General features: G+C 61.6%; 31 protein-coding genes. 15 read left to right on the forward strand and 16 right to left on the reverse strand.

Annotated elements, in window-relative coordinates:
* Positions 1 to 18 precede the first annotated feature (18 nt).
* From pstA to pstS, 3 genes are all read right to left on the reverse strand, one after another.
* Entirely contained in the window at positions 19 to 879 is an 861-nt protein-coding gene (pstA, locus tag BM408_RS01420) for a phosphate ABC transporter permease PstA (protein ID WP_092126180.1), read from the reverse strand.
* Entirely contained in the window at positions 876 to 1,841 is a 966-nt protein-coding gene (gene pstC, locus BM408_RS01425) for a phosphate ABC transporter permease subunit PstC (RefSeq protein WP_254774668.1), read from the reverse strand. Before pstC ends, pstA begins: the two co-directional genes overlap by 4 nt.
* 126 nt (positions 1,842 to 1,967) lie before the next feature.
* Positions 1,968 to 3,011 carry a phosphate ABC transporter substrate-binding protein PstS gene (gene pstS / locus BM408_RS01430; RefSeq protein ID WP_092126184.1) on the reverse strand — a complete coding sequence of 348 codons (1,044 nt, stop codon included), beginning with the start codon at positions 3,009 to 3,011 and terminating at the stop codon, positions 1,968 to 1,970.
* Between the two features lie 228 nt (positions 3,012 to 3,239).
* Between pstS and BM408_RS01435 the strand changes: the two genes are divergently transcribed.
* The 4 genes from BM408_RS01435 to BM408_RS01450 all read left to right on the forward strand — a co-directional run bounded on the left by BM408_RS01435 (position 3,240) and on the right by BM408_RS01450 (position 7,217).
* Positions 3,240 to 3,719, forward strand: coding sequence for a fasciclin domain-containing protein (locus BM408_RS01435; protein ID WP_092126186.1), 480 nt, complete (start codon positions 3,240 to 3,242; stop codon positions 3,717 to 3,719).
* 168 nt (positions 3,720 to 3,887) lie between these two features.
* Positions 3,888 to 5,036 (forward strand): ABC transporter substrate-binding protein, encoded by a 1,149-nt coding sequence (locus BM408_RS01440; RefSeq protein ID WP_092126188.1) that lies wholly within the window; start codon positions 3,888 to 3,890, stop codon positions 5,034 to 5,036.
* A 64-nt stretch (positions 5,037 to 5,100) separates the two neighbouring features.
* Positions 5,101 to 6,600: an exopolyphosphatase gene (gene ppx, locus BM408_RS01445; RefSeq protein ID WP_092126190.1), complete on the forward strand. Its 1,500-nt coding sequence runs from the start codon at positions 5,101 to 5,103 to the stop codon at positions 6,598 to 6,600.
* A 140-nt stretch (positions 6,601 to 6,740) separates the two neighbouring features.
* Positions 6,741 to 7,217 carry a hypothetical protein gene (locus BM408_RS01450; protein WP_092126192.1) on the forward strand — a complete coding sequence of 159 codons (477 nt, stop codon included), beginning with the start codon at positions 6,741 to 6,743 and terminating at the stop codon, positions 7,215 to 7,217.
* Positions 7,218 to 7,343: 126 nt separating this feature from the next.
* Here the strand turns inward: BM408_RS01450 and BM408_RS01455 are convergent, their stop codons facing one another.
* The 11 genes from BM408_RS01455 to BM408_RS01505 form a co-directional block, all read right to left on the reverse strand.
* Positions 7,344 to 7,868, reverse strand: coding sequence for a tetratricopeptide repeat protein (locus BM408_RS01455; protein ID WP_092126194.1), 525 nt, complete (start codon positions 7,866 to 7,868; stop codon positions 7,344 to 7,346).
* Between the two features lie 50 nt (positions 7,869 to 7,918).
* On the reverse strand, positions 7,919 to 8,419 hold the full coding sequence (locus BM408_RS01460; protein WP_092126196.1) for a hypothetical protein: 501 nt from the start codon (positions 8,417 to 8,419) through the stop codon (positions 7,919 to 7,921).
* A 114-nt stretch (positions 8,420 to 8,533) separates the two neighbouring features.
* Complete coding sequence (locus BM408_RS01465) at positions 8,534 to 8,923, reverse strand: hypothetical protein (protein ID WP_139237284.1); 390 nt, start codon at positions 8,921 to 8,923, stop codon at positions 8,534 to 8,536.
* 104 nt (positions 8,924 to 9,027) lie between these two features.
* Positions 9,028 to 9,309: a hypothetical protein gene (locus BM408_RS01470; RefSeq protein ID WP_139237285.1), complete on the reverse strand. Its 282-nt coding sequence runs from the start codon at positions 9,307 to 9,309 to the stop codon at positions 9,028 to 9,030.
* Positions 9,306 to 9,578 carry a hypothetical protein gene (locus BM408_RS01475; protein ID WP_092126203.1) on the reverse strand — a complete coding sequence of 91 codons (273 nt, stop codon included), beginning with the start codon at positions 9,576 to 9,578 and terminating at the stop codon, positions 9,306 to 9,308. Before BM408_RS01475 ends, BM408_RS01470 begins: the two co-directional genes overlap by 4 nt.
* Before the next feature lie 182 nt (positions 9,579 to 9,760).
* Positions 9,761 to 10,234: a SixA phosphatase family protein gene (locus BM408_RS01480; RefSeq protein ID WP_092126205.1), complete on the reverse strand. Its 474-nt coding sequence runs from the start codon at positions 10,232 to 10,234 to the stop codon at positions 9,761 to 9,763.
* Between the two features lies 1 nt (position 10,235).
* Positions 10,236 to 12,329, reverse strand: a complete 2,094-nt coding sequence (ppk1, locus tag BM408_RS01485) for a polyphosphate kinase 1 (protein ID WP_092127230.1) — start codon at positions 12,327 to 12,329, stop codon at positions 10,236 to 10,238.
* Positions 12,330 to 12,403: 74 nt separating this feature from the next.
* Positions 12,404 to 13,528, reverse strand: coding sequence for a glycosyltransferase family 4 protein (locus BM408_RS01490; RefSeq protein ID WP_092126207.1), 1,125 nt, complete (start codon positions 13,526 to 13,528; stop codon positions 12,404 to 12,406).
* Positions 13,525 to 14,388 (reverse strand): UDP-2,3-diacylglucosamine diphosphatase, encoded by an 864-nt coding sequence (locus BM408_RS01495; protein WP_092126209.1) that lies wholly within the window; start codon positions 14,386 to 14,388, stop codon positions 13,525 to 13,527. Before BM408_RS01495 ends, BM408_RS01490 begins: the two co-directional genes overlap by 4 nt.
* Positions 14,388 to 15,254 carry a GNAT family N-acetyltransferase gene (locus tag BM408_RS01500; protein WP_092126211.1) on the reverse strand — a complete coding sequence of 289 codons (867 nt, stop codon included), beginning with the start codon at positions 15,252 to 15,254 and terminating at the stop codon, positions 14,388 to 14,390. Before BM408_RS01500 ends, BM408_RS01495 begins: the two co-directional genes overlap by 1 nt.
* Positions 15,255 to 15,391: 137 nt before the next feature.
* The gene (locus BM408_RS01505; protein ID WP_092126213.1) at positions 15,392 to 15,652 is read right to left on the reverse strand and encodes a hypothetical protein; all 261 of its coding nucleotides are present in this window, start codon (positions 15,650 to 15,652) and stop codon (positions 15,392 to 15,394) included.
* Between the two features lie 231 nt (positions 15,653 to 15,883).
* Between BM408_RS01505 and BM408_RS01510 the strand changes: the two genes are divergently transcribed.
* Entirely contained in the window at positions 15,884 to 16,189 is a 306-nt protein-coding gene (locus tag BM408_RS01510) for a plasmid stabilization protein (RefSeq protein ID WP_092126215.1), read from the forward strand.
* Positions 16,190 to 16,193: 4 nt separating this feature from the next.
* On the opposite strand, the gene arsC is transcribed toward BM408_RS01510, so the two are convergent.
* Complete coding sequence (arsC, locus tag BM408_RS01515) at positions 16,194 to 16,652, reverse strand: arsenate reductase (glutaredoxin) (RefSeq protein WP_092126217.1); 459 nt, start codon at positions 16,650 to 16,652, stop codon at positions 16,194 to 16,196.
* Between the two features lie 72 nt (positions 16,653 to 16,724).
* Here arsC and BM408_RS01520 point away from each other — a divergent pair, with 72 nt between their 5' ends.
* The 7 genes from BM408_RS01520 (at position 16,725) to BM408_RS01550 (ending at position 21,368) form a co-directional block, all read left to right on the forward strand.
* Positions 16,725 to 17,087 carry an ArsR/SmtB family transcription factor gene (locus BM408_RS01520; RefSeq protein ID WP_092126219.1) on the forward strand — a complete coding sequence of 121 codons (363 nt, stop codon included), beginning with the start codon at positions 16,725 to 16,727 and terminating at the stop codon, positions 17,085 to 17,087.
* An 18-nt stretch (positions 17,088 to 17,105) separates the two neighbouring features.
* Positions 17,106 to 17,546: an ArsI/CadI family heavy metal resistance metalloenzyme gene (locus BM408_RS01525; RefSeq protein ID WP_092126221.1), complete on the forward strand. Its 441-nt coding sequence runs from the start codon at positions 17,106 to 17,108 to the stop codon at positions 17,544 to 17,546.
* On the forward strand, positions 17,537 to 18,247 hold the full coding sequence (locus BM408_RS01530) for an aquaporin (RefSeq protein ID WP_305790666.1): 711 nt from the start codon (positions 17,537 to 17,539) through the stop codon (positions 18,245 to 18,247). Before BM408_RS01525 ends, BM408_RS01530 begins: the two co-directional genes overlap by 10 nt.
* A gap of 52 nt (positions 18,248 to 18,299) precedes the next feature.
* The gene (locus tag BM408_RS01535; RefSeq protein ID WP_092127235.1) at positions 18,300 to 19,523 is read left to right on the forward strand and encodes an MFS transporter; all 1,224 of its coding nucleotides are present in this window, start codon (positions 18,300 to 18,302) and stop codon (positions 19,521 to 19,523) included.
* A gap of 41 nt (positions 19,524 to 19,564) precedes the next feature.
* A complete protein-coding gene (locus BM408_RS01540) occupies positions 19,565 to 20,068 on the forward strand; it encodes a hypothetical protein (RefSeq protein WP_092126223.1) in 504 nt (167 codons plus the stop codon).
* A gap of 36 nt (positions 20,069 to 20,104) precedes the next feature.
* The gene (locus tag BM408_RS01545; RefSeq protein ID WP_092127238.1) at positions 20,105 to 20,404 is read left to right on the forward strand and encodes a 1-deoxy-D-xylulose-5-phosphate synthase; all 300 of its coding nucleotides are present in this window, start codon (positions 20,105 to 20,107) and stop codon (positions 20,402 to 20,404) included.
* A gap of 88 nt (positions 20,405 to 20,492) precedes the next feature.
* A complete protein-coding gene (locus tag BM408_RS01550) occupies positions 20,493 to 21,368 on the forward strand; it encodes a hypothetical protein (RefSeq protein WP_092126225.1) in 876 nt (291 codons plus the stop codon).
* Positions 21,369 to 21,420: 52 nt separating this feature from the next.
* Here BM408_RS01550 and BM408_RS01555 read toward each other — a convergent pair whose 3' ends face one another.
* On the reverse strand, positions 21,421 to 22,377 hold the full coding sequence (locus tag BM408_RS01555; RefSeq protein WP_092126227.1) for a LysR family transcriptional regulator: 957 nt from the start codon (positions 22,375 to 22,377) through the stop codon (positions 21,421 to 21,423).
* 171 nt (positions 22,378 to 22,548) lie between these two features.
* Here BM408_RS01555 and BM408_RS01560 point away from each other — a divergent pair, with 171 nt between their 5' ends.
* The 3 genes from BM408_RS01560 to BM408_RS01570 are packed head-to-tail and all read left to right on the forward strand — an operon-like array spanning position 22,549 to position 25,039.
* On the forward strand, positions 22,549 to 23,289 hold the full coding sequence (locus BM408_RS01560; RefSeq protein WP_092126228.1) for an SDR family NAD(P)-dependent oxidoreductase: 741 nt from the start codon (positions 22,549 to 22,551) through the stop codon (positions 23,287 to 23,289).
* On the forward strand, positions 23,286 to 24,251 hold the full coding sequence (locus tag BM408_RS01565) for a Bug family tripartite tricarboxylate transporter substrate binding protein (protein WP_092126230.1): 966 nt from the start codon (positions 23,286 to 23,288) through the stop codon (positions 24,249 to 24,251). Before BM408_RS01560 ends, BM408_RS01565 begins: the two co-directional genes overlap by 4 nt.
* Before the next feature lie 2 nt (positions 24,252 to 24,253).
* Positions 24,254 to 25,039: a fumarylacetoacetate hydrolase family protein gene (locus BM408_RS01570; protein ID WP_092126232.1), complete on the forward strand. Its 786-nt coding sequence runs from the start codon at positions 24,254 to 24,256 to the stop codon at positions 25,037 to 25,039.
* Positions 25,040 to 25,273: the final 234 nt, after the last annotated feature.

A 25,273-nucleotide genomic window follows, 5' to 3' on the forward strand; every position in this document is an offset into this window, starting at 1 on the left:
GCTAGGGAAGTCAGCCGGTCAGTTTTTGGCTCGCGTCAAGACACGCGCCAGGATGTTCAGGCCAAGCACGGCCATCGTGATCAGGAACACGCCTGCCCATGCCAGCTGCTGCCAGTTTTCGTAAGGGCTCAGCGCAAACTTGAAGATCGTGACAGGCAAGCTGGCCATTGGCTGGCTCAAGTCAGACGTCCAGAACTGGTTGTTCAGCGCGGTAAAGAGCAGCGGAGCCGTTTCACCGGCGATCCGTGCAACCGCCAGCAGAATGCCGGTGGTGACGCCGGCGCGTGCCGCCCTCAGCGTGATGCTGGTGATGACTTTCCATTTCGGCGCGCCCAGGGCATAAGCTGCCTCGCGCAGGCCCGGTGGAACCAGTTGCAGCATGTTTTCGGTGGTGCGGATCACCACCGGAATCACGATCAAGGCGAGCGCCAGAACGCCGGCCCAGCCGGAATACGACTTGAACTGCGACACCACAACGGTGTACACAAACAGGCCGATCACGATGGACGGTGCTGACAGCAAAATGTCATTGACGAAGCGCGTCACCGAGGCCAGCATGCCCTTGGTGTTGTACTCGGCCAGGTAGATGCCCGCCATGATGCCGATCGGCGTGCCCACAAATGTAGCCAGCAGCACCATCAGGAAGGAACCGTAAAGCGCATTGGCGATACCGCCCGCCTCGTTGGGCGCCGGCGTCATCTGGGTCAGGGTTGCCCATGAGAGGCCGCCGATGCCCAAGCGGATGGTTTCCCAGAGAATCCATGCCAGCCAGAACAGGCCGAAAGACATGGCTGCAAGAGAGAGAACCAGCGCGATCCCGTTGACCCGCTTGCGGCTGGCGAACTTTGCCAGGCGCGCGTCTTGTGCAGCGGTACTCATGTTTTCACCCCTTCACTCTTTCGCAGTTGAGCCAGCAGCAGTTTGGACAGCGACAGCACGACAAACGTGATGAAGAACAGCACAAGGCCCAGGTAAATAAGCGCTGCCTGGTGCAGGCCCTCGCCCGCTTCAGCGAACTCGTTGGCCAGCGCCGACGTGATGCTGTTGGCAGCCTGAAAGAGGCTGAGCGAATCCAGCTGGTTGAAATTACCGATCACAAAAGTGACCGCCATGGTTTCACCCAATGCGCGTCCGAGTCCCAGCATGATGCCGCCCACTACGCCGGCCTTGGTGTAAGGCAGCACGACTTTGGAGACAACTTCCCAGGTGGTGGAACCCAGCCCGTAAGCCGATTCCTTAAGCAGCACCGGCGTGACTTCGAACACGTCCCGCATCACAGAAGCGATGAAGGGAATGATCATGATGGCCAGGATGATGCCGGCCGACAAAATGCCGATGCCCACGGGAGGGCCGGACACCAGTGCGCCCAGGTAAGGCACGCCGGTCAAAAGGCTTTGCAGCGGCTGCTGGACGTAAGTGGCCAGGATGGGGCCAAACACTAGCAGGCCCCACATGCCGTAAACGATGGACGGCACGGCGGCGAGCAGCTCGATGGCGGTGCCCAGCGGCCTTTTGAGCCATGCGGGCGACAGCTCGGTCAGGAACAGCGCAATGCCGAAGCTCACCGGCACCGCGATGACCAGGGCGATCAGGGAGGTGGCGATGGTGCCGTAAATCATGACCAGGCCGCCGTACTCGCCCTTGACAGGGTCCCAGACGCTGCTCGTCAGAAAGCCGAGGCCGTATTTGCTGATGGCGGGCCAGGCCCCGATCACCAGCGAAACAAGGATGCCGAACAGCAGGCCCAGGGTGAGCCAGGCCGCGCCCTGTGCAGCCCAGCCGAAGAGCCGGTCTGCCAGGGGGCTTCTGCGCACAGCGCCGCCAGGAGGAGGATTGGTCATATCGCGTCCGGTCGCTTTGGCCGGGTGGTCAAAAGCGGCCCGGCTAGCCGGAAGTGTAGAGGACACGTGAGAAACCCCTATGGTATGTAACGTCTGCGGAAAATCAGCTTGTAGCGCTTACTCGAATTACTTGTAAGCAACCGTCTTGCCCGATGCGTCCTTGATGTCGCCCCAGGCTTTTTCGATGATGGTCTTCACGGCGGCAGGCATGGGCACATAGTCCAGGTCGTCGGCGGTCTTGTCGCCGTTTTTGTAGGCCCACTCAAAGAACTTGAGCGAAGCGGCTGCCTGGGCTGGCTTGTCCTGGACTTTTTGCATCAGGATGAAAGTCGCGCCGGTGATGGGCCACGAATCCTTGCCGGGCTGCTCGGTCAGGATCTGGTAGAAGCTCTTGGACCATTCGGCACCTGCGGCGGCGGCCTTGAAAGCGCCGTCTTCAGGCGACACGAAGTTGCCGGCAGCGTTCTTCAGCTGGGCAAAGGTCATCTTGTTTTGCTTGACGTAGGCGTATTCCACGTAGCCGATCGAGTTGGGCAGACGGCCGACGAATGCCGCCACACCTTCATTGCCCTTGCCGCCGGCGCCCACTGGCCAGTTCACTGCGGTGCCCTCGCCCACTTTGGTCTTCCACTCGGCGTTCACTTTGCTCAGGTAGTTCGTGAAGATGAAGCTGGTGCCGGAGCCGTCAGCGCGGCGAACCGGTGCAATGGCTGCATCAGGCAGGGGCAAGGTGGGGTTCAGGGCCTTGATGGCGGGGTCGGTCCACTTGGTGATCTTGCCGAGGTAGATGTCGCCCAGTACCTGGCCGCTCAGCTTGAGCTGGCCGGGAGCGATGCCCTTGATGTTGACCACGGGAATGACGCCACCGATCACGGTGGGGAACTGCATCAGGCCTTTCTTGGCCAGTTCGTCGTCTTTCAAAGGCGCGTCGGAAGCGCCGAAATCAACCGTTTTGGCTTCGATCTGGCGCAGGCCGGCGCCGGAGCCGACGGATTGGTAGTTGATCTTGACGCTGGTGGCCTTGTTGTAATCAGCAGCCCATTTGGAATACAGGGGAGCCGGGAAGCTGGCGCCGGCGCCGGTCACGTCCTGGGCAGCGGCGAAAGTGGCAAACGATGCCAGGGCAAGGCCCGCTACGGTAGTCAGGGAAGCTTTGAAAGTCAGGTTCATCAGAACACCTCTTGGTTTGGAAATAGTCGGATTGATTGGGATTGCCAGGAACGATGCGTCGACTGTAGGAATCTTGTGTGACAAGGATGTGACAAATATGACAGCGTTTCAGAGGGCCCAGACCCCTCGCCACCACTCGGGAGCGTCACAAAACCTTCAAATTACCGTCACGAATCTGTCACTCGCGTCTCCTACCCTTGGCCCTGTCTTAATCAGGAGAACTTCCCAATGTTGAACCGCCGCTTTCTGGTCCTCGCCGCCGCTGTCGCCGCCCTCGCCGGCTGCGCCACCTCTTCCACCCCTGTGTCTGTAACCGACACCATTGCAGCCCAATCCCAGCTGAGCACGCTCAACGGCCTGGTCAGCAAGTCCGGTCTGTCCGATACCCTCAAATCCGGCGGTCCTTACACCGTGTTTGCCCCCACCAATGAGGCTTTTGCCAAAGTGCCCGCCAAAACCATGGACGACTTGGCCAAAAACCCCGCCCGCCTGAAGGAAGTTCTGACGTACCACGTCGTTCCCGGCAAGCTGATGGCCGCCGACGTCAAAAACGGCAACAGCAAAACCGTCAACGGCGCCAATGTGGCCCTCTCCAAGGCCGGCGAATTCGTCACCGTCGAGGAAGCCCTGGTCCAGACCGCCGACATCTCCGCCACCAACGGCGTCGTGCACATCGTGGACGCCGTCCTGATCCCGCCCGCCAAGTAAGCCCACCGGCACATGAACGGGTCAAGCCTGAGGGTTTGGCCCGTTTTTTATTGGATTCACAGCATTTTCGTGCTCCAGACCCTCCTCAGCCGTTATCTGACGTACGTAAGCAGCTACGTTTTTTATAGCAAGCCATAGAAGGCGGGTTCGCCCGCACAGGGACCACTCATGCCATTTCAGACGCCCGCCTTGAGCCGCCGCCAGTTGCTGCGGCGCGCCAGCCTTGTCACGGCAGCCGCGGCGGTTGCATGCCCCGCCTGGGCGCAGACCGGCAAAGCCGCATCACGCAGCATCGTGGTGGCGCAGCCGGTCGACTTCTCCCAGGCGCAGCAAGACGTGTCCAAGGATTTCCTGATTGGCTCGCGCGCAGCCTGGCAGGACATCAACCTGCGCGGCGGCGTTCGCGGCCGGCCTGTCCAGCATCTGGCGCTGGAGACCGACGGCACCCCCGCCAGCCTGCGCACGGCCCTGGACTCGGTCAAGGACAACGCAGGCTGCGTGGTCCTGTCGGGCAGTGCCGGCGACCAGGTGGCCAGCCAGATCGTGGCGCTTTCCGTCCAGGGCGGGTTGAACATTCCCCACGCCGCGCCCTGGCTGCAAAACTCCAGCCTTGAGATCGGCGACAAGACCTTCCCCATCTTTGCCGCCCGCCAGGAGCAGATCACCTACGCGCTCAAAAGCCTGCAGTCCATGGGCCTGAAGGAGCTGGGCGCGATTTACGCCACAGCCCAGGACTACACCGCCTATCACACCGACGTGGAGCGCATTGCCGTCGGCATGCAGCTCAAGCTGCAGCCTTTCAAGGCCGAGGGCGATCTGCGCGCCCTGGGGCAAAAACTCACACCGCGAACGCCCGCCATCCTGCTGTTTGTGGGCGGAACGCCGGAGCTCGCCGAATTTACGCAGGGCATGGAAAAGCAGGCCCGCCAGCGCTACATCGTCGCCCTGGCCGACGTCAACCTGCAGACCATGCTGCAAATGGGCGCCGCACGCAACACGCCCGTCATTGCCACCCAGCCGGTGCCGCTGGTCAATGCCGCCCTGCCGGTGGTTCGCAGCTACCGCGAAACGCTGGCCCGCCTCTTCGACGAGCCGCCCACGCCGCTCAGCCTGGCCGGCTTCATCGCCGCGCGCTACACCTACGAGGTGCTCACCGATGTCGATGGCCCCGTGAACCGCCAGAGCGTGCTCAACGCCTTCCAGCGCCGCACCAGCATGAACGTCGGCGGCTTCGCCGTCAGCTTCAACCCCCAGCGCCGCAGCGGCACCTACGTCACGCAAAGCATGATGACGGTTGACGGCCGGCTCATCGGATAAGGCTGAAGTGCTGATGCGAGTCCCCCGCGAATGCTATGCTGAGCCCTCAAGAAAACACTCAGACATGCAAAATGGAACGCTGCTCGCGGCTGTGGATCTCGGGTCCAACAGCTTTCGTCTCGAAATTGGCCGCTTTGACCACGGCCGCATACACCGCACCGAATACATCAAGGAAACGGTCCGCCAGGGCAACGGGCTAGACGCCGACCGCAACCTGACCCCAGAGGCCATGCAGCGCGGCTGGGACTGCCTGGCGCGCTTTGGCGAGCGTCTGGCCGGCTTCAAGAAGTACCAGGTTCGCGCCGTTGCCACCCAGACCCTGCGCGAGGCGCGCAACCGCGAAGAATTCCTCACGCGCGCCTACAAAATCCTCGGTTTCCCCATCGACGTCATACCCGGCCGTGAAGAAGCCCGCCTGATTTACCAGGGCGTAGCGCACTTGCTGCCGCAGTCCGGCGAACGCCGTCTGGTGGTGGACATCGGCGGGCGCTCTACCGAGATGATCCTCGGCAAAGGCCTGGACGCACGCACCATGGAGTCCTACCGCGTCGGCAGCGTCGCCTGGTCGATGAAGTACTTCCCTGACGGCCAGTTCACGCCGCGCGCTTTCGAGACGGCCGAGATCGCCGCGAAAGCGGTTCTTGACGAAGCCGTCAATGCCTACCGCGCCGGCACATGGGACACCGCCTACGGCTCTTCCGGCACGATTGGCGCCGTCAGCGACGTGCTGACCGCCTCAGGCTGGCCTGCGGGCCTGGTCACGCGCGAAGGCCTGGACTGGCTGCTGGACCGCCTGCTCAAGGCGCAAAGCGCCGACCGCATCAAGCTAGACGGCATGAAAGACGACCGGCGCGCCGTGATAGGCGGCGGTGTCAGCGTGCTGAGGGCCGTGTTCGACCTGCTGGGCATCGCGCAAATGGAGGCCGCACAGGGCGCCCTGCGCCATGGCGTGCTTTATGACCTGGTAGACCGTGAGCAGGACCTGACCGACTTGCGCTCCACCACCGTGCAGCGTCTGGCCGCCAAGTTCAACGCCGACAATGTGCAGGCCCAACGCGTCAGCAAGGTCGCCAAGCAGCTGTTTGTCATGGCCTGCAAGGGCATGCCCGCGGCGGAGTCCGCCCGCTTTCAGCGCAAGCTTGAGTGGGCAGCGGAGCTTCATGAGATCGGCAGCCAGATCTCGCACAGCGACTATCACAAGCACGGCGCCTACATCCTGGACAACGCCGATGCACCCGGCTTTGCGCTGCCCGAGTTGCACCGCCTGAGCCTGCTGGTGCTGGGCCACCGCGGCAAGCTGCGCAAGCTGGAAGTCAACTTTGAAGACCGGGTCTTCATCCAGCAGTTGCTGTGCCTGCGCCTGGCAGTCATCCTCTGCCATGCCCGGCGCGACCCCGACCTCAAAGGCCTGCAGCTTGAAAGCGGCGCCGAACCCGGCAGGATTTTTGTGCTGAACTGCCGCGCCGGCTGGGCGCAGGCCTTCCCGCAATCGGCGCACCTACTGCAGGAAGAAGTCCTGGCGTGGCAAAAGACGCCGTGGACGCTGGTCGTTCCCAGCGCTTAAACCTTTTTTCTGCCTTCCTCCTCGCGACTCAGCGCGGCCCCGTCACGGGCCGCTGCGGGCCCGCGGCTTGACCGTTCGCAATCAAACCGTATAAACTGTATATACGGTTTATTTAACCGCTCACTTAAAAGGATCAATCCATGGCAACCAGCAAAAAAGCAACTGCGAAACCCGCCGCACCGGCGCCCACTACGGCTAAACCAGCCGCAGCGCCCAAGGCCCCCGTGAAAACCGCCGCCAAGCCAGCGCCGAAAAAAGCGTCCCCCGCCAAGGCCCCAGCCGGCAAAGGCACGGTCAAGAAAGCCACCGTGAAAAAGACCGGCGCCAAAAAGCCAGCCGCCAAACCCCAGGCCAGCGCCAAGCCTGCCAAACCCGCCAAGCCGGAAAAAACCAAAAAACCAAAACTGGTGCGCGACAGCTTCACCATCCCCAAGGCTGAGTACGTAGTCCTCGACGACCTCAAACAACGCGCCGCCAAGCTGACCCGCCCCGCCAAGAAAAGCGAACTGCTGCGCGCCGGCATCAAGCTGCTGGCCAGCATCTCCGATGCGGCTTTCCTGACCGCGCTGGAGCAGGTTCCCGCCATCAAGACGGGCCGTCCTACGCTCGGTTCTTAAATACACAAAGGCGAACATCCGGCGCTCGCAAGAGCGCTGGGTCTTACATTGCCTCCTGCACCCGTTGCGCGAGGGCTCTAGCGCCCGTAGCTAAAACAAAGTACCCCATCCGACGAGGGTTAGAGGTTACTCATCCGGCGCACTAAGAACTTGCCCAAGATTCAGTTTGAGTTCTTCGCCCTTCGCTGGTGTAGGTGCGTTTGAGATGGCCAGCGCGGCTGCGACTTTTGCTTCACACCTGCGATTGAGTGCAAATAGCACGTGCGCTTCAACAACGCGCGTGAGCCAATGATTTGGCGCACTGCTGGTGGATGGAGTCAACGCTTCCAGTGCGAGCTCAGGTGCGCCATGACGAAGCAGTTGCTCTGCGAGAAAGTAGCGCGCGATGAGCACGGCAGGCGCTCCCTCTGCATTTCCTTGCGTCAGCTCTGCCGCAAGTGATTTTTTCAGTTGCACGGTTGCTTGATCATGCTTCCCGAGTTCGTTCAGGACGCAGGCATATTCGCCGTGATAAGCCGATAGGCCCCAGTGCTGCGGGTCAGCCAAGGGGATGGCTGCTTCATAGAGAAGCCTGGACTGCTCATGATGACCAGCTTCCCACTGGTCAAACGCTTCACGGGCCAGTTCTGCGGCCCTGGGTTGGTCGATCATTTGGATACCTGAAATTGACGCTGTCGTCCGTACCGGCGGCCCCGTCCGCCTCACTGGGACCATTTGATGGACAACACCGATTGCCGCACCGCTACGATGCTTGTCTGGGCCGTAGCGGGAGCTTCAACCGTCACCAGTAAGACCGTGCTCGGCCCAAGCGCAGCGAACTGAGCAAACCATGAGTTGTCGTTCGCCTGTGAGATCAATTCGTACACCGCCACTCCCGGAGAACCTTGGGTTCTTCGCAAAGGGACCACAACTTTCAGCTCGGGATCGCTCGCGGCACGTTCTATAGAGCGGAGAACGTTCTGCTCCATTTCCGCCCGGATTTTCTGTGCTTCCGCGGGTGTACCACCTCCCTGCAACTTCGCCGAACTAAGCTGCAACAGCTCGCCATCTGGACCTCGTGCCGAAACGGGTTTGGTCTGGAGGTTCTTCACCCATCCGGCGGGTAGAGTCATTGCAAACGAGGCCGTTTCGAGCACATCCGCAGCAACGGCAGGCGAGGAGAAGGCAGCCAGTGACGCAAGTTGGACCAAGAGCTTTCGCATGCAAATTTCCTGAGAGTTAACGTAGAAATAAACTGGCGACTGAAGATACGTCCATATCGATTGACCCGTTATACCTTGACCGCATGCGTACTCTCTCGATTGAGAGTTACTGGTTCAGGCGCCTGCATTAATGCCTGAACCAATGAGCAGGCCGATGGGGACGCATACACCGAGCCCTATAACGATACGAAGAAAAAACTCTCTGAGCGGCATAAGCCGGCATCGAACCTCAACAACAAAAGTGATGAGAAACGAAACTATGACGGCCAAAACCGCATGGAGAAGCAGATCTTCCGGGTACCGTGCACCTAAGTTCGCGATGACCGAGATGACGGCTACAGCCTCCAGAACGTATTCCGGGAATTTCAGTAATGCCAGTGTTCTGTCGGTTAGGGGCGCGCCTCTTGCTTTGGTAAACCCCTGAACGAAGCCGAACGGAATGGACGCAACAACCGTAGCGAGGAAGATTAATGCCCCGTAAGCGAACACGAGTGTTGGATTCATAGGCATCTAAATGTCAATGAGGCCCGTGTACAGGAATTGCGGCAAAGCCGCCTTGTATGGTTGAGCGTGTGCGTCGATCGACATGTTAGGCATCAGCATTCCGTTCACCAGAAACTGAACACACCCATGAACGCCGGGATCATGAGCACCCCCAGCATGATCAGGAGCGCCACCCCACAGGCCATAGCGTAACGCGCATGAAGGCGCGCCGTCCGAAACAAAATGAACTGAAGCAAGGGCGCACCGAACATAAAAAGGACGCCGCCATACAGCGACATGAGGAAGAAGCCCGGGCCGCCGCCACCGATGACAGCAAATGCGACCAGACTTACCGCCAGCAGAGGGCCTGACAGCCAGGATAGCAAGCGAGTAGTGGAGCGGCTCATGCGAGAAACCCTGCAGCCGAGCCAACTGCACACACGACGGCAAGAATGCCCCAGAGCCACACTGTCTGGCGTAGATCACCGATTCCGTAGCGCGCATTCCACTCCTTGCGCTTTTCCTGCTCCTGGAGCGGCACACCACCCATGTCCTGCTTCAAACCCTTCGCCGTCAGCGTATAGGGCACTTCAGCTGCAGGAACTGCCAACCGCCACGCGTCGTACGCGAGCCAGGCGAAGATCAGGGCGGCGGACAGCAGGAGCCAGGAGCTCATAGGGGTTTTAGCGTTTGGCTTGAGCGGCGCCGACAGAGCGGCGCCAAAAGGCGAATACGGCCTGACGCAGAAGCGGTTCGGTATAGATGAGTGTGGCCTCGTGCGACATGGCGACTAATGTAATGTACGCCGCAGAAGCTGCGTCCCGGCTCAGACCACTGCGGGGCGAACCAAGGCTTGCGTCAGAGCACTTCAGGCGACTGCACAGTCACCACAACGGTCTGGTCAATCCCATCCCGGTCGCGGTTGCGCAGCCACCAGAGCGCGCCCTTTTTGACGGGGCAATCGCTTTCCTGCAGGCCCAGCAAAAGGGCAATGGTTTCGCCCAGCATGGGTTGGTGGCCGACCACCAGAATCGGCGATTTGGCGGTGGGCCATTGCACCAGTTCCAGCAGTTGTTCCACTGTGGCGTCGGGCGCCAGCTCGTTGCGGATTTTGTATTTGCGCCCCAGCGCCAATGCAGTCTGTTCGCAGCGCCTTGCCGGGCTGACAAAGATGCGAGCGCCCTCCGGCAGCTGGCGGTCCAGCCAGTTGGCCATGCGGGCCGCCTGCTTTTCACCTCTTGATGTCAGCGAGCGTTCGAGATCGCTGCTGCCCTGCGGGTCACCTTCGGGCCAGTCTTCTGCCTCTGCATGACGCCACAGGATGAGGTCCATGTCATTTGTCCTGTTGTTGGGGAGCCGAGTAGCGCGCCATCAAGGCCGCCTGCGCACCGTGGCGCGTGTGGGGGTCACCGGTGCTGACCCTGAGGTAAGAGCCGTCGGGCTGCAAATCCCAGGCGTCGCGGCTGTCATGCAGGTAGGCCACCAGGCATTCATCGATGATGCGCTGGCGTAATACCGGGTCGGTCACCGGCCAGGCCAGCTCGACCCGGCGCAGCATGTTGCGGTTCATCCAGTCGGCGCTGGAGAGCAGTAGCGTCTCTTCTTCCGCGCAGCGGAAATAAAACACCCGCGAATGCTCCAGGAAGCGGCCGATGATGGAACGCACGCGGATGTTGTCTGTCACGCCCGGCACCTGGGCCGGCAGCATGCAGGCGCCGCGCACAATCAAATCGATCTTCACGCCGCACTGCCCGGCCTTGACCAGTGCCAGCATCAGGTCTTCATCGGTCAGCGCGTTCATCTTGGCAACGATGCGCGTGTCTTTGCCTTGCGAGGCGGCCTCGCCCAGCGCGTCGATTTTTTCGATCAGCTTGCGGTGCAGCTGGAACGGCGCCAGCAGCAAATGGTGCAGCTTGGGCAGGCGGCTCTGGCTGGCCAGGTGCACAAACACGTTGTCGATGTCGGCCGTCATCAGCGGGTCGGCCGTCAGGTAACTCAGGTCGGTATAAAGGCGCGCTGTGCGCGGGTTGTAATTACCGGTCGAAAGATGGGCGTAGCGCACCAGGTGCTTGCCCTCGCGGCGCGTCACCAGCAGCATCTTGGCGTGGGTTTTCAGGCCCACCACGCCGTACACCACCTGCGCGCCTATCGACTCCAGCATTTCCGCCCAGTTGATGTTGGCTTCTTCGTCAAAGCGCGCCTTGAGCTCCACCACCACGGTCACTTCCTTGCCGCGCCGCACGGCTTCGCGCAGCAGCACCATCAGCTCCGAATCGGCGCCAGTGCGGTAAATGGTTTGTTTGATAGCGAGTACTTGCGGATCGTTGACCGCCTCTCGCAAAAACGCCAGCACACCGTCAAAGCTCTCAAAAGGCTGGTGGATGGACACATCGCCTTCCTTGAGCCGCTCAAAAAACGATTCGCCGGACTGCAGCTGCGTGGGGTAGCAGGCGCTGTAGCCGGGAAAGAGCAGCTTGGGGTCGTTGACCAGGTCGACCAGTTGCGTCAGGCGCACCAAGTTCACCGGGCCATGCACGCGGTACAGCGCCAGCGACGGCAGATTGAACTGCTTGAGCAGAAAGCTGGCCAGGTGTTCAGAGCAACCCGCCGACACCTCCAGCCGCACGGCCTGGCCGTAATGCCGTTGCTCCAGCCCCTGGCGCAAGGCGGTACGCAAATTCTTGACGTCGTCTTCATCGACGGCCAGATCCGAATGGCGGGTGACGCGGAACTGCGAGAACTGGCCTACTTCACGGCCGGGAAACAGTTCGGTCAAGTGCGCCCGGATCACGCTGGAGATCGACACGAAGAGCCGGCTTTTATCCTTGCCGTGAGACGGCATGTGGATCAGCCGCGGCAGCACACGGGGCACCTTGACGATGGCAATATCGTTTTCACGCCCAAAGGCGTCATGCCCGCCGAGACGGACGATGAAATTAAGCGATTTGTTGGCCACTTGCGGGAAGGGGTGCGAAGGATCCAGCCCCACCGGAACCAGCAGGGGCCGCACTTCCCTCTCAAAATACTCTTTCACCCAGCGGCGCTGGGCCGGGTTGCGTTCGCCGTGCGAAACGACGCGTATGCCCTGCCGCTCAAAAGCCGGCAGCAGGTCATCGTTGTAGAGGGAATACTGGCGCGCCACCATGTCATGGGCGGCGGACGACAGGGCCCTGAACGATTCGATCGAATACAGGCCTTTTGAATCATTGGCCTGGAAGGCGGTGAGGTGGGGCGCGGTGCGGACTTCGAAGAATTCGTCCAGATTGGACGAGACGATACACAAAAACCTCAGGCGCTCGAGCAGCGGCACATCCGGGCGTTTGGCCCAGTCCAGCACCCGCTCATTGAAGGCCAGGATGCTGTGGTCGCGATCCAGAAACTGGACGGGTGGCGCGGCGGCGGCCACCGAGGCAGGAGAAGTGGGCATCAGCAAAGTGGTCTTTGTCAAAAAACGTAATCCCGAGTGTTGTCGGGTTTCATGACAAAGTCGTGACAGTACTTTTAGCTGATATTGCTCCCGCCTGTGGCGGCTGGCAAGCGTGTCCCCTGGCTGCCCTTGGCGCTACCAGGGTTAGTCTGGGCGCCGCTTTGCACCGCATTTTGAGCGGTGTTAACGAGATAAGACGCAAAAAGCTGCGCCGCATGGCCCCAGCTGAAGTCCAGCGCGCGCAAACGGGCTTCGTGGCGCGGCACGGCCAGCGCGCTGTAACAGGCCTGCTGCAAATCTTCATTCATGACACCGCCGTGACAGCTTCCGTCGGCCTTTCCAAGCACTTCCAGCGGGCCATCGACCGGATAAGCCGCCACCGGCGTGCCGGCAGCCATGGATTCCAGCATCACCAGGCCAAAGGTTTCCGACCGGCTGGGAAAGACAAACACGTCGGCAGCCGCATAGACCTTGGCCAGCTCATCCCGGGCCAGGACACCCATCCAGCGGACTTGGGGATAGCGCTCTTTCAGCGTGGCCTCCAGCGGGCCCACGCCGCACACCACCTTGGTGCCGGGAATGTCCAGCTTCAAAAAGGCATCGATGTTCTTCTCATAGGACACCCGGCCTACAAACAGCGACACCGGACGCACCATGGTGCCCATGGGCGGGTAAAGGCAAGGTTGCGGCTCAAAACCGAAAAGCTCGGTGTCCACGCCGTGCGTCCAGCTGCGCAGGTTGCGAAAACCCCGCTGCTCCAGCATGCGCAGCACGCCGTGGGTAGGCACCATCACACCCGACGAAGGCCTGTGGAAATGGCGAAACAGCGCATAACCCCATGACAGCGGAATCTTCAGCGCCGCATGCAGGATTTCAGGGAACTTGGTGTGGAATGCCGTCGTGAAGCGCAGGCCACGCTTGAGGCAGTAGCCCCGCGCCGCCCAACCCAGCGGGCCTTCGGTGGCGATATGAATGGCTTCGGGCTCGAAAGCATCCAGTTTTTCCGTCAAACCACGTTTGGGGCGAACCGCCAAGTCAATGCCGGCATAACCGGGGCAAGGCCGTGTCTTGAAGAGGTTGGGGTGAATCACATTCACCTCATGCCCCAGCGTTTCCAGCTCACGCACCAGCTCCACCAGGGTGGTGACGACGCCGTTGACCTGCGGTTGCCAGGCGTCGGTGACCAGTGCGACCTTCATGCCACCACCGTCGAAGCCGCATGGCCGCGGCCTTGCGTCTCATGTGCGGGCGCCCAGTGCACCAGCTCCAGTGTGCCGTCGAAGTTTTCGACCAGCGCGGTGCGGCTTTCCACCCAGTCGCCGTCGTTGCAGTACAGCACGCCGTTGATTTCGCGCATCTCGGCGCGGTGGATATGCCCGCAGACCACACCCTGGTGGCCGCGCCGGCGCGCTTCGTTGGCCACAGCCACTTCAAAGTCGGTGACGTAATTGAGCGCGCTCTTGACCTTTTGCTTCAGGTAGCTAGAGAGCGACCAGTAAGGCAAGCCCATGCGGGCGCGCAGGCTGTTCAGGTAGCGGTTAAGTTTGAGCGTGAATTCATACAGGTTGTCGCCCACATAGGCGAGCCATTTGGCGCACTGCACCACGGCGTCGAAGTAGTCGCCGTGGATGATCCACAACTGGCGGCCGTCGGCGGTGGTGTGCACGGCTTCATCGATCACCTCGATGCCGCCGAACTGGTTGCCAATAAATTCACGCGCAAACTCATCGTGGTTGCCGGGCACGTAGATGATGCGGCAGCCTTTGCGGGCGCGGCGCAGCAACTTTTGCACCACGTCGTTGTGCGACTGCGGCCAGTACCAGCGGCGGCGCAGCTGCCAGCCGTCCACGATGTCACCCACCAGGTAGAGGTTGTCGCTGGGGTGGGCTTTCAGAAAGTCCAGCAGCGCGGCCGCCTGGCAGCCGGGCGTGCCCAGGTGGACGTCGGAGATAAAGATGGTGCGGTAGCGTTTGCGCAGCGAGTCGTCGTCATCATGGTCGTCGCTGCCCCCGCCGAAGCCGTTGCCCAGCGCACCCATCGCGTCAAACATGCTTCGCATCAGGCCTCCGTGGTGTTGCCCGGCACCGGTTTGCCGGAGAAGTGTTTCAGGTAGCGCGGCGGCAGGTCGGCGATGCGCATCATCATGGGCAGGTCGGCCGAGTTGAAATCAGGGTCCCAGGCCGGCGCGCCCAGCACCTTGGCGCCCAGGCGCAAGTAGCCTTTGATCAGTGCGGGCGGCTCCACGTCCAGCGTGTCGTCCAGCTTCTCGACGGGCAAGGCCAGGCGCGGCGTGACGCGGTATTCAATCGCGGCGAGATGCGTTTCGCGCACCTGGCGCCAGATGCTGGCGGCCGCATGGCCACTCGAAACACCGTTGTGCTGCATCGGGATGCTGGCGCAGCCGATCATGGTGTCGAGCTGGTTGCGCGACATGAACTCGGCCAGCGCGCCCCACAGCGCCAGGATGACGCCGCCGTGGCGGTGGTCGGCATGCACGCAGCTGCGGCCCAGCTCGACCATGCGCTCGCGCAGTGCGCGCAGGCGGGTCAGGTCGAACTCGGTGTCGCTGTAGGTGCTGCCTACGCGCTTGGCCTGCGTGGGCGTCAGCACGCGGTAGGTGCCGATGACTTCCTGGCTGTCGGCATCGCGAACCAGCAGGTGTTCGCAGTAGTCGTCAAACAGGTCCACATCGTGGCCGGGCAAGGTCTTGGACAGCGTGGCGCCCATCTCGAGCGCGAAGACCTGGTACCTCAGGCGCTGCGCCTGCCGGACCTCGTCCTGGTGCCGGGCCCAGCTGACCGAGATTTTCCCCACTGGAGCCCTTTGAACAGGGGCTGGACTGACAGCATGACCGCTTTGATGAAGTGACCCCCGTGGCATTGCGACTGGCGACAATGCAAAGGTGGGATTGGGCAGTTCTTTCATGGCTAACTCCTTGTTTCCTTGTGTCTCAACAATTTCGGCAGTTCATCAACTCAGCGATTCAACAAATCAAAACAACTCAACAACTCAATAAATCAAATCGCGCTGTAAAAAAGCCCCAAAAAATGGGGCTTCGACTTTCAATCACCGGCGGCCAGAGAAACCGCCTTGTCGCGTCGCCCCAGACTCGCGGCCATCATCGGCCGCGCGTTCGACAAGCCCTCCAGCCAGGGCCGCGTTCCGGCCTTGAACTTCAAACCACCCGGGCTGTTGGCCAGGGCCTGGGCCGTGCAGCGCAAAATACGCAGGCACTGCTTGTTCAGGTCTTGAAAGCCGGCGCTCAAACCACGGCTGGCGGTGTTCGATTCCGGTCCCATCGGGTGCTCTGTCATGCTGGTCATGACGTGATTCTGGGAGGAGGGGGTGACGCGTTCGTGTCAGTTCAATGGCAGTTGTGTGACAGGGCGCAGGGGGCCATCAGACGTGGCTGCAAAGCGACAGGCCACGCAGCGTAGGAGATCGCCGACCTGGTAAGGCGAAAGGCGCGTGCAAAAGAGGCATGGCCGCGCGCGCTACTTTCGGGGCTTCACCACAAGGCCCGCAGCCGGGCGCCCCAGCCAAGGAGAACCACCATGCCCAAAGGCGACAAGTCAGCCTACACCGACAAGCAAAAACGCAAGGCCCGGCACATTGAAGAAGGTTACGAAGACCGCGGCGTAGGCAAGGAAGAGGCCGAACGCCGCGCCTGGGCCACAGTCAACAAGGAAAGCGGCGGCGGCGAAAAGTCCGGCTCCGGACGCGGCAAGCCGGAGAACCATTCGGCTTCACGCAAAGGCGGGCTGCTGGGCGGCGCTGCGGCGGCCGCACGCCCGGCCGCTGAGCGCTCGGCCTCGGCCAAAAAAGGCGCAGCCACCCGCAGGCGCGACGCCGCGAAATAAGGGTTTAGCGGCCGACGACGCGATCGCCCTTCTCGTTGATCACCTGCTCGCCGTCTTCCTTGGCAAAGGCGCCGCGCTGCGGCAGCGGCAGGATGTCCAGCACCACCTCCGACGGGCGGCACAGGCGCGTGCCGATGGATGTCACCACGATGGGCCGGTTGATCAGGATGGGGTGGGTCAGCATGGCGTCGATCAGCGCGTCGTCGCCCAGCGCGGGGGCGTCCAAGCCCAGTTCCTTGAAAACAGCTTCCTTTTCGCGAATCACCTCGCGCACCGGAACCGCCATCTGCGCGACCAGCTCCCGCAGTTTTTCGCGCGTGGGGGGCGTTTTCAGGTATTCGATGACTTCGGGTTCGATGCCGGCATTGCGAATCAAGGCCAGCGTGTTGCGCGAAGTGCCGCATTTGGGGTTGTGATAGATGGTGACGTTCGTAGTTGTGGCGGCTGTCGTGGCGGAAGGCATGCGGGAGCTCCTAAAAAATGGATGAATTGTGAATGGCTTGCATCGATTCAATATTTCAATTATATTTGAAATATGGAATCTTTAACTGCATCCCCCGAGCTTGCCATCCTCGATGAAAGCGCCGCCGTCAGGGCACTGGCGGCCCTCGCCCAGGCTCAGCGGCTACGCGCCTTCCGCGCACTCGTCGTCGCCGGCCCTGAAGGATTGACGCCGGGCGTGATGGCCGAACAGCTGGGCGTCGCCCCCAGCGCCCTCTCCTTCCATCTGAAGGAGCTCGCGAATTCAGGCCTGGCCAGCAGCGAGGCACGCGGCCGCAACCTGATCTACCGCGCCAACTTCAGCCAGATGAATGCGCTGCTCGGCTATTTGACCGAGCACTGCTGCGAAGGCGGCGTCTGCGAAGTCGCCACGCCCCCCGGTTGCACCACCTGCTAGCCACCCAAGGAGAACCTCATGAAACGCTTCCATGTCCATGTCCACGTCAAGAACCTTGAGCAAAACATCGCCTTTTACTCCGCCATGTTCGAACAGCAACCCGCCCGCACCGAGGCCGACTACGCCAAGTGGATGCTGAACGACCCACCCGTCAATTTCGCCATTTCCACGCGCGGCGATGCGCCCGGCATCGACCACCTGGGCATCCAGGTCGAGCGCGCTGAAGAACTTGATGCCCTCAAGGCCAGCGCCACCCGCGCCGATATGACTTTGCTGGACGAAGGCCCCACCACCTGCTGCTATGCCCGCAGCGACAAATACTGGCTGACCGACCCGCAGGGCATCGCCTGGGAGCAGTTCCACACGCTAGACAGCATTCCCGTATTCAGTGAAGCCAAGCCCGCCACCGGCAAGGCCTGCTGCGCCGCGCCGGCCGGTGCAACTGCGGCGTGCTGTTAAATCCTGCAGCGGACGCACCCCGCACACCCTCACTCGCCCGGCAAACGCTGGCGGAATTCGTCGGCACCGCCGCCCTGCTCTGCGCCGTCATAGGCTCCGGCATCATGGCCGAGCGCCTGTCGGCCGGCAACATGGGTGTGGCCCTGCTGGCCAACACACTCGCCACCGTGTTTGCGCTTTATGTGCTGATCGAGGTGCTGGGCCCCATCAGCGGCGCGCACTTCAATCCGGTGGTGACGCTTGTTATGTGGTCAAAAAACCCTGAAACCCGCGCAGGACGAGTGCAAGCTGCTTCCCTTTTTATAGCAGCCCAATTGCTGGGCGCAGTCGCCGGCGCCTGGCTGGCGCATGCCATGTTTGACATGAGCGTGCTGCAGCTAAGCACCAAGGTGCGCAGCGGCGGCGGCCAGTGGCTGGCCGAAGCGGTCGCCACCGCCGGGCTGATTCTGGTCGTGCTGCGCGCGCCGGCCGCCAAGGCGCCGGCGCTGGTGGCCTGCTACATCGGCGCGGCTTACTGGTTCACCGCCAGCACCTCGTTTGCCAACCCGGCTGCCGTGCTGGGGCGCATGCTGTCCGACAGCTTTGCCGGCATCACGCCCGCCAGCGCGCCTGGCTTTGTGCTGGCCCAGGCTGCCGGTGCGTTCGCGGGTGTGGCGCTGCACCGCGCGCTGGGCGCGCAGCAGGTGTCAACCGGAAGCTGAAGCCAACGCAGAGCTAGCGGGCAGCCCTGCATTCCTTGCTACCCTTGTGCCCGTGACCCCTCAAAGCCGCACCGCCACCATCGTCCAGCTGGGCCTCGCCCAAACGCTGGCCTGGGCTTCGAGCTACTACCTGCCGGCCATCCTCGCGGTGCCCATGGCGCGCGACCTCGGCATCAGCACACCCACCGTGTTTGCCGCGTTCTCAGCCGCGCTGGTGGTGTCCGCACTGCTGGGGCCGGCAGCCGGCAAAGCCATAGACCGGCATGGCGGCAAACCGGTGCTGGCGGCTAACAGCCTGATCTTTGCCGCCGGGCTGGCCACGCTGGCCTTCGCGCAAGGGCCGGTGGGCCTCTTTGCCGGATGGGTGATCCTGGGTGTAGCCATGGCCGCAGGCCTTTATGAAGCGGCCTTCGCCGCGCTGGTGCACCTGTATGGCAAAGACGCGCGCGGCGCCATCACCGGCATCACGCTGTTTGCCGGTTTTGCCAGCACCGTGGGCTGGCCGCTCTCGACCTGGCTGGAGCTGGAATGGGGCTGGCGCACGACCTGCCTGGTGTGGGCGGCGCTGCACTTGCTGCTGGGCCTGCCGCTCAATTGGCGATTGCCTGGCTCATCCATCTCATCCACGGCTACTCACTCAGCTCCAGACATTGCCGCAGAAGCACTCCCTGATTCCGCTCCGCCCCAAACCACACAGCCCGCGCCCGCAGCCACAGCCCGCACCGCCGCCCTGCTCGCACTGGTGTTCGCCGTGACCTGGTTCATCAGCACCGCCATGGCCGCCCACCTGCCACGCCTGCTGCAAGCCCATGGCGTGCCGCTGGCCACCGCGCTGATATTTGCCGGGCTGGTCGGCCCCGCGCAGGTGGCCGGGCGGCTGCTCGAATACGGCCTGCTGCGCAATATCCACCCGCTGATTTCGGCGCGCGCGGCGGGCGCGATGCACACCTTGGGCGCGGCAGTGTTCCTGTTCTTCGGCGTGCCGGCCGGCGCGATATTTACTGTGCTGCACGGCGCCGGCAACGGGGTGCTGACGATTGCCAAAGGCACGCTGCCGCTGGTGCTGTTTGGCGTACGCGACTACGGCGTACGCCAGGGCCTGCTGATGGTGCCGGCCCGCTTCGCGCAAGCGACGGCGCCGTGGTTGTTTGGTCTGGCGATTGACCGTTTTGGCGCGGGTGCGCTGTGGTTTTCAGCGGCGTTGGGGTTGGTGGCGTTTGCGGCGCTGATGCTGCTGCATGACCCTTCTTCCGCGGCAGCCCGGCACGGGGACTGAGCTAGGATGCCTGCAATCAGACAAAAGCGGACATTTAACAGATGAAGTTCAGCTACTCTTTTAGCATCCCCTTGGCAACCCCTTTGCCACCAGTCGAAAAACTGTACTCGTTCGACTACAACGAATTCACACTCAGTCTCACCGAGGACTGGCGGCTGATTCCTACCGTCGAAGAACGCACCTTTAACTGGTACTCCGAAAAGGAAAAAGCAGGAATTACTGTCAGCACCGATTTCTACGAGGTACCGGAGAACAAATGGGCTGCATTCGCCGAAGTGAACCTGAACAGCCGGCACAAAGCATTCGAGGGTATCGCTGACGAAGCTGTGACCGTGATCAACCGCAGCATTGCACCCTATTCTGGCGGGGGTGGCCTGGAACTTAGCTACGTGGCGCATGACGCCAAGACGACTTACCTGTATCTGGGATATGTCACCTCGCGGAAGATTTTTAATTTCACTCTTACCTATGGCACAGACAGGATGGCTGCCATCGCTCTCTACAACAAGACGATGCAAGAACGGCTGCGCGTCAAGATTCCTTAGAGCAGCGCGATGTCATCACCCATGAAAACCAGAATCATGTACATCGAAGCGAAGTCGGGCGGGTTGACCGGCCCCGCGCGAATTGGCCGCGTGACCGCATCGAAGACAGGCGCAACGCTGTACTACCAAGGCAAGGCGTTCCAAAGCCTCAAGGGCGCCGGACTCAAGTCCAACTACTTCGACGTTGAGACGGGTGAGCACTACTGGATCTCAGGACCACGCCGGGATGGCCGCGATGCGCTTTACGCGACAAATATTCAGCCAGACATTGATGCCGACGTGGCGCATGAGTACTGGGCGACGATTCGGCAGTCGCAGGCATCCAGGCAGTCATAGAGCCCTGCCCTGAGTGCCGAGCCCACTTCGGACATCAGCAAGAGGGCAGCGTCCAGTCGGAAGCAGACATTCACCCAAGGACCAAGGTATGCGAGGCACAGACGAATTCGATCAGGCATCCGCGAAGCGCATGACCTTTGCCCGTAAAAACTGTGCTCAGCACGCAGGCGTGCTGGTGCTCATCACGGCACTGGGGTATTCCACGAACGTTGCATCGCAGGGATCAGCCACTCAGGCAAAGGCAGAGCAAGAAGTCAGAATTCAGGTGTGCGTTCCGTCCAAGCGGATCTACTTCAACGATCTTGAGCTTGATCAGCTTGAGAACCATCCAAACTTCACAAGGTATTCGAAGCAGCAATTGGAACTCGCGCCAAAGACGATCAGGCGTGTCGCGCCCATCGACGACCCCAGGGTGATGAATGATCCCCGAGCGGTTAAAAGTTACGGAATTAATTTTGCAGAGGCACTGAACAGGGCCGGAGGGTTCAGCATGAGCTCCGGCTTCATGCCCGTCGAGGACTCAACCATCAGTGGTCAGCCTGTGTATGAGAAGGGTTACGGATTTCCGGCTAAAAACTACATTGCGATCAGGGTCGCATTGCTGAATGCGGATGTTCAGTCCGGGACCACTTCGCCCACCTTCTGGTTCAAGCTGCCGTCAACCATTTCCGCTGACAAGTTCTCTGACTGGTTACCACCGGTTTCGACGGAAAGCGAACCGTCCAGCTCGCAGTTTTGGTATGGATTGAGTAACGGCAAGGACCTGCCGATTCAAGCGATCCCTGCCAACGCGCCGAAGATTCGGGTCAGCTTGCGCAAGAGCCGCCAGCCCCATACCGATCCGGCAACCGATTTTCTTCCAGCACTGACGACAGCCAGGCTCAAACTGAGGACCGCCACAAGCGGCTCTCAGTTCGTCTATGAATTTGTCGCGAAGACGAATGAAGTCATCCCTGATTGTTAGGCCAAGTTCTGCCGGGTAGCCGGCCAAACCCACGCGCCGCGCTCATCAAGCATCACGCCTCCCCAACCTCCCGCCGCCCTCCCCCACGCCGCAGCTTCGCCCCCTTGCTCGCCACAAACAGCGAATGCCGGTGGATGAGTTCGTTCACCAGGTCCACCAGCGTGGCCATCTCCGAGCCGAACTCGCTGGTCTGGTAGCACATGTAGACGCCGTGCGAGCGCACGTCGGGCTTGACGTTGAGCCGGGTAATGCGGCGTGACTCCACCTCCAGCCGGACCACGCGCGTCGGCAGCAAACCGACGGCCAGCCCTTGCGCCACCACCTGCATGGTGACCCAGATGTTGTTGCAGGTGGTCAGGCGTTTGGGGGTGATACCGGTCTTGGCGAACCAGGCGTTGGCGGTGGCATACAGCAGGCCGTTGGGGCCGCTCACGATCATCGGGTGTTCGGCCAGCGCCTTGGGGGTCAGTTCATCTTTGGCAAAGGCCGCGCCGTAGGGCGCAAACCAGCCGAATTCGTTTTCGCCCAGGTAGAGCGTGGTGACATGCGCGTCCACCACGGGCTCGGAGACGATGGCGATATCGAGTTGACGTTCGTTGAGTTTGCTGCTCAGGGTGCTGGTGTCGCCGATGAACACGGAGGTCTGGATCTGCGGGTAATAGAGCTCCAGCTTTTTCAGCAGGTCGATGAACGAGATCAGCGCAAAGCTCTCATTCATGCCGATGCGCAGCACGCTTTTGAGCGGGCTGCGCGTTTTGAAGCGCGCACCGATGGCGTCTGTGGTCTCCAGCATCTGCTCTGCGTAGGCCACCAGCGCATGCCCTTCGGCGGTGATGCGGATGCGCGGGCCGTTGCGCACAAACAGGCGGGCGCCCAGCGCGGCTTCCAGTTCCTTGATGCGGGTGGACACGCTGGGCTGCGTGATGTGCAGGGCCAGCGCGGCCGCATGGAAGGTGCCGAGTTTGACCACCCGGTCGAAGGCTTTGAGTTGGTCCAGGGTCACGTTCATCGCTGTGCTCTTTTCATTGCTATGGGTCTACAGAAGACTATATCTATCACTAACCTACAAAACAATTGATTTTTCTTTTAGTGCGTTTTCGCCGAGCATTCGCTTGTGCCTGGATTTACAGCAACAGGCTGTGGGGCAACAGACAACTTTGACAATCAATCTGGAGACAACATGAGTGGACAACTTTCAGGGCGCATCGCGCTGATCACGGGCGCGAACCGCGGCATCGGCCTGGCCATCGCAAAGGAATACGCGCGCGAAGGCGCCGAGTGCATCCTGGCCGGCCGCAACCTCAAGGCGCTGGAGGAACTGGCGGCCAGCTTTCGCGCCGCCGGCGGCAAAGCCAGCGTGGTCGAGCTTGACCAGGAGAACGACGACTCCGTCCGTGCGGCCACCGCCAAAATCCGCGCCAACTTTCCCCGCCTCGACGTGTTTATCGCCAACGCCGCCTCGCTGGGCGCGCGCCAGCCCATCATCAGCTACCCGCTCGATGTCTGGCGCCAGACCTTTCAGATCAATGTGCATGCCAACCTGCTGCTGCTGCAGGGCCTGGATGCTTTGCTGCGCAAGTCCGACTCAGGCCGTGTGGTGTTTCTGAGCGCGCAGGTCGCCACCATGGCCAAGGTGGGCACCGGCTCCTATGCCGTTAGCAAGGCCGCGCTGGAGTCCGTGGCCCGCATCTACATGATCGAAGGCCAGGACACACCGATCCGCGTCAATACCGTGAGCCCCATGGCCACGCGCACCGAGATGCGCGCCCGCGCCATTCCCGACGAAGATCCAATGACGCTGAAAACCCCGGACGAGATCGCGCCGCTGTTCGTTGAGCTGGGCCTGGCCTCCTGCACCAAACAGGGCGAGTGGATCAACGCCGACAAGTGGCTGGCAGCCAGAAAGGCAGGCCAAAAATGAAACCCTCCGTCCTCTTGAAGACCGCGGCCATCAGCCTGGCGCTGGGGGCCGGCATAGCGCCCGCCGTGCGGGCGGCCGACCCCTTCCCCAGCAAGCCGATCCAGTTCATCGTGCCGGTGCCGCCCGGCAATGCCGGCGACCTTGCGGCACGAGCCCTGGCCGACCGCCTCAGCAAAAACATCAAGCAGCCGGTGGTCATCGACAACCGCGTGGGCGCCGGCGGCAACATAGGCGCGGCCTTTGCGGCCAAGGCGCCCGCTGACGGTTACACCGTGCTGATCGCCTCCAGCGGCGTCTTCACCGCCAACCCGCACCTCTACAAGCTGAATTTCGACCCGCAGAAGGACTTCATCCCCGTCACGCTGATTTATTCAGGCGCGCCCATGCTGGTCACCAACGTCGCGACCGGCCCCAAGAGCGTGCAGGAGGTGATAGAGATGGCCAAAAAGCAGCCGGGCAAGATCAGCTTTGCCAGCTACGGCTCAGGCCATATCTCGCACATCCTGGGCGAGATGTTCAAGAAGCAGGCCAATATCGACCTGCTGCATGTTCCCTATAAAAACTCGCCGTTGACCGACGTCATGTCGGGCCAGGTGGACCTGATCTTTGAATCCTCGCTGCTCGTCGTCGGCAACAAGGAGCGCTTGAGGCCGCTGGCCACCGTGAGCGCCAAACGCGACCCCAGGCTGCCCAACGTGCCCGCGATGTCCGAGTTTCTGCCCGGCTTCGAGATGACGGGCTGGGTGGGCGCGTTTGTTCCGGCGGGCACGCCGTCCGACGTCGTCAACTACCTGAACCGCGAACTGGCGGCGGCCATCAACAGCCCCGAATACAAAAAGCGCCTGGACGACCAGATGCTGGACCCGGGCGGCAACTCGCCGGCCGAGTTCGCCACCTTTGTGCGCACCATGTCAGACCGCGTCGGCCAGGTGATACGCGACGCCAAGATCAAGGCGGACTGACGATGAAATGGTGCAGATATGAAGGCCCAACGGGCCCGGCGTACGGATTGGTGGAAGGCGACACCGTCTTCGAGCTGGCGCACGCGCCCTATGAGACGGTCACGCGCACCGGCAAAAGCCATGCGCTCGCATCGCTCAAGCTGTTGCCGCCGGTGGTGCCGGGCAACTTTTATGCGGCAGGCCGCAACTATGTGTCGCATGTGCACTGGGCCAACGACTACCACCGCATGACCCTGTCGGTGCCCACGCAGGCCGATATCGGTTACCGCTCGCCCAACGCACTCACAGGCAGCGGCTCCGACATCGTGGTTCCGCGCAACTCGACCGGCTCCATTGAATTCGAGGGCGAGATCGTCGCAGTCGTCGGGCGCAAAGCCAAACACCTGACCGAGGCCAATGCGCTCGACTGCATCTGCGGTTACACACTGGGCAACGACCTGAGCGAGCGGGCCTACCAAAAGTCCGACAGCACCTTGTGGCGCGCCAAGAACATCGACACCTTCAAACCGATGGGGCCGTTTGTCGTCAACGGCATAGACCCGATGGCACAAACCATTGGCGTTCGTGTCAACGGCAAAACTGTCAGCGAGTACAACACCGCAGACATGATCTTCAGCATCGCCCACTACATCGCGCGCATGACCGAATTTGTGACGCTGCACCCCGGCGACGTGATCTGGATGGGCTGCGACGGCCCGACCCTGCCGGCGCTGCAAACCGGTGACTTGGTGGAGGTTGTTAACGACAGCCTGGGCGTGTTGGCCAACCGGGTGACGAAGGAGATTTAGGACCGAGAAGTACTTGTTTCTCTCGAAGAAAGGGAAGAACACCTGATTGGCCGCAGGAGCGAAGGCTCGTCGGACTGAAAGGGAGTTTGTAAAAATCGGGGAGAAATGCCACTCTGGGCCCAAAGCGGGCGCGCGGTGAGTTGACCCGATTGACTAGCACCTACCCCCAAGAGCGCATCCGAGAGACGAAAAGCACCCACCCAGAATATCCCGAGCACGAGAAGAAGCGAGAGA

This window comes from Polaromonas sp. YR568 (assembly GCF_900116715.1).
Classification (GTDB): Bacteria; Pseudomonadota; Gammaproteobacteria; order Burkholderiales; family Burkholderiaceae_C; genus Polaromonas.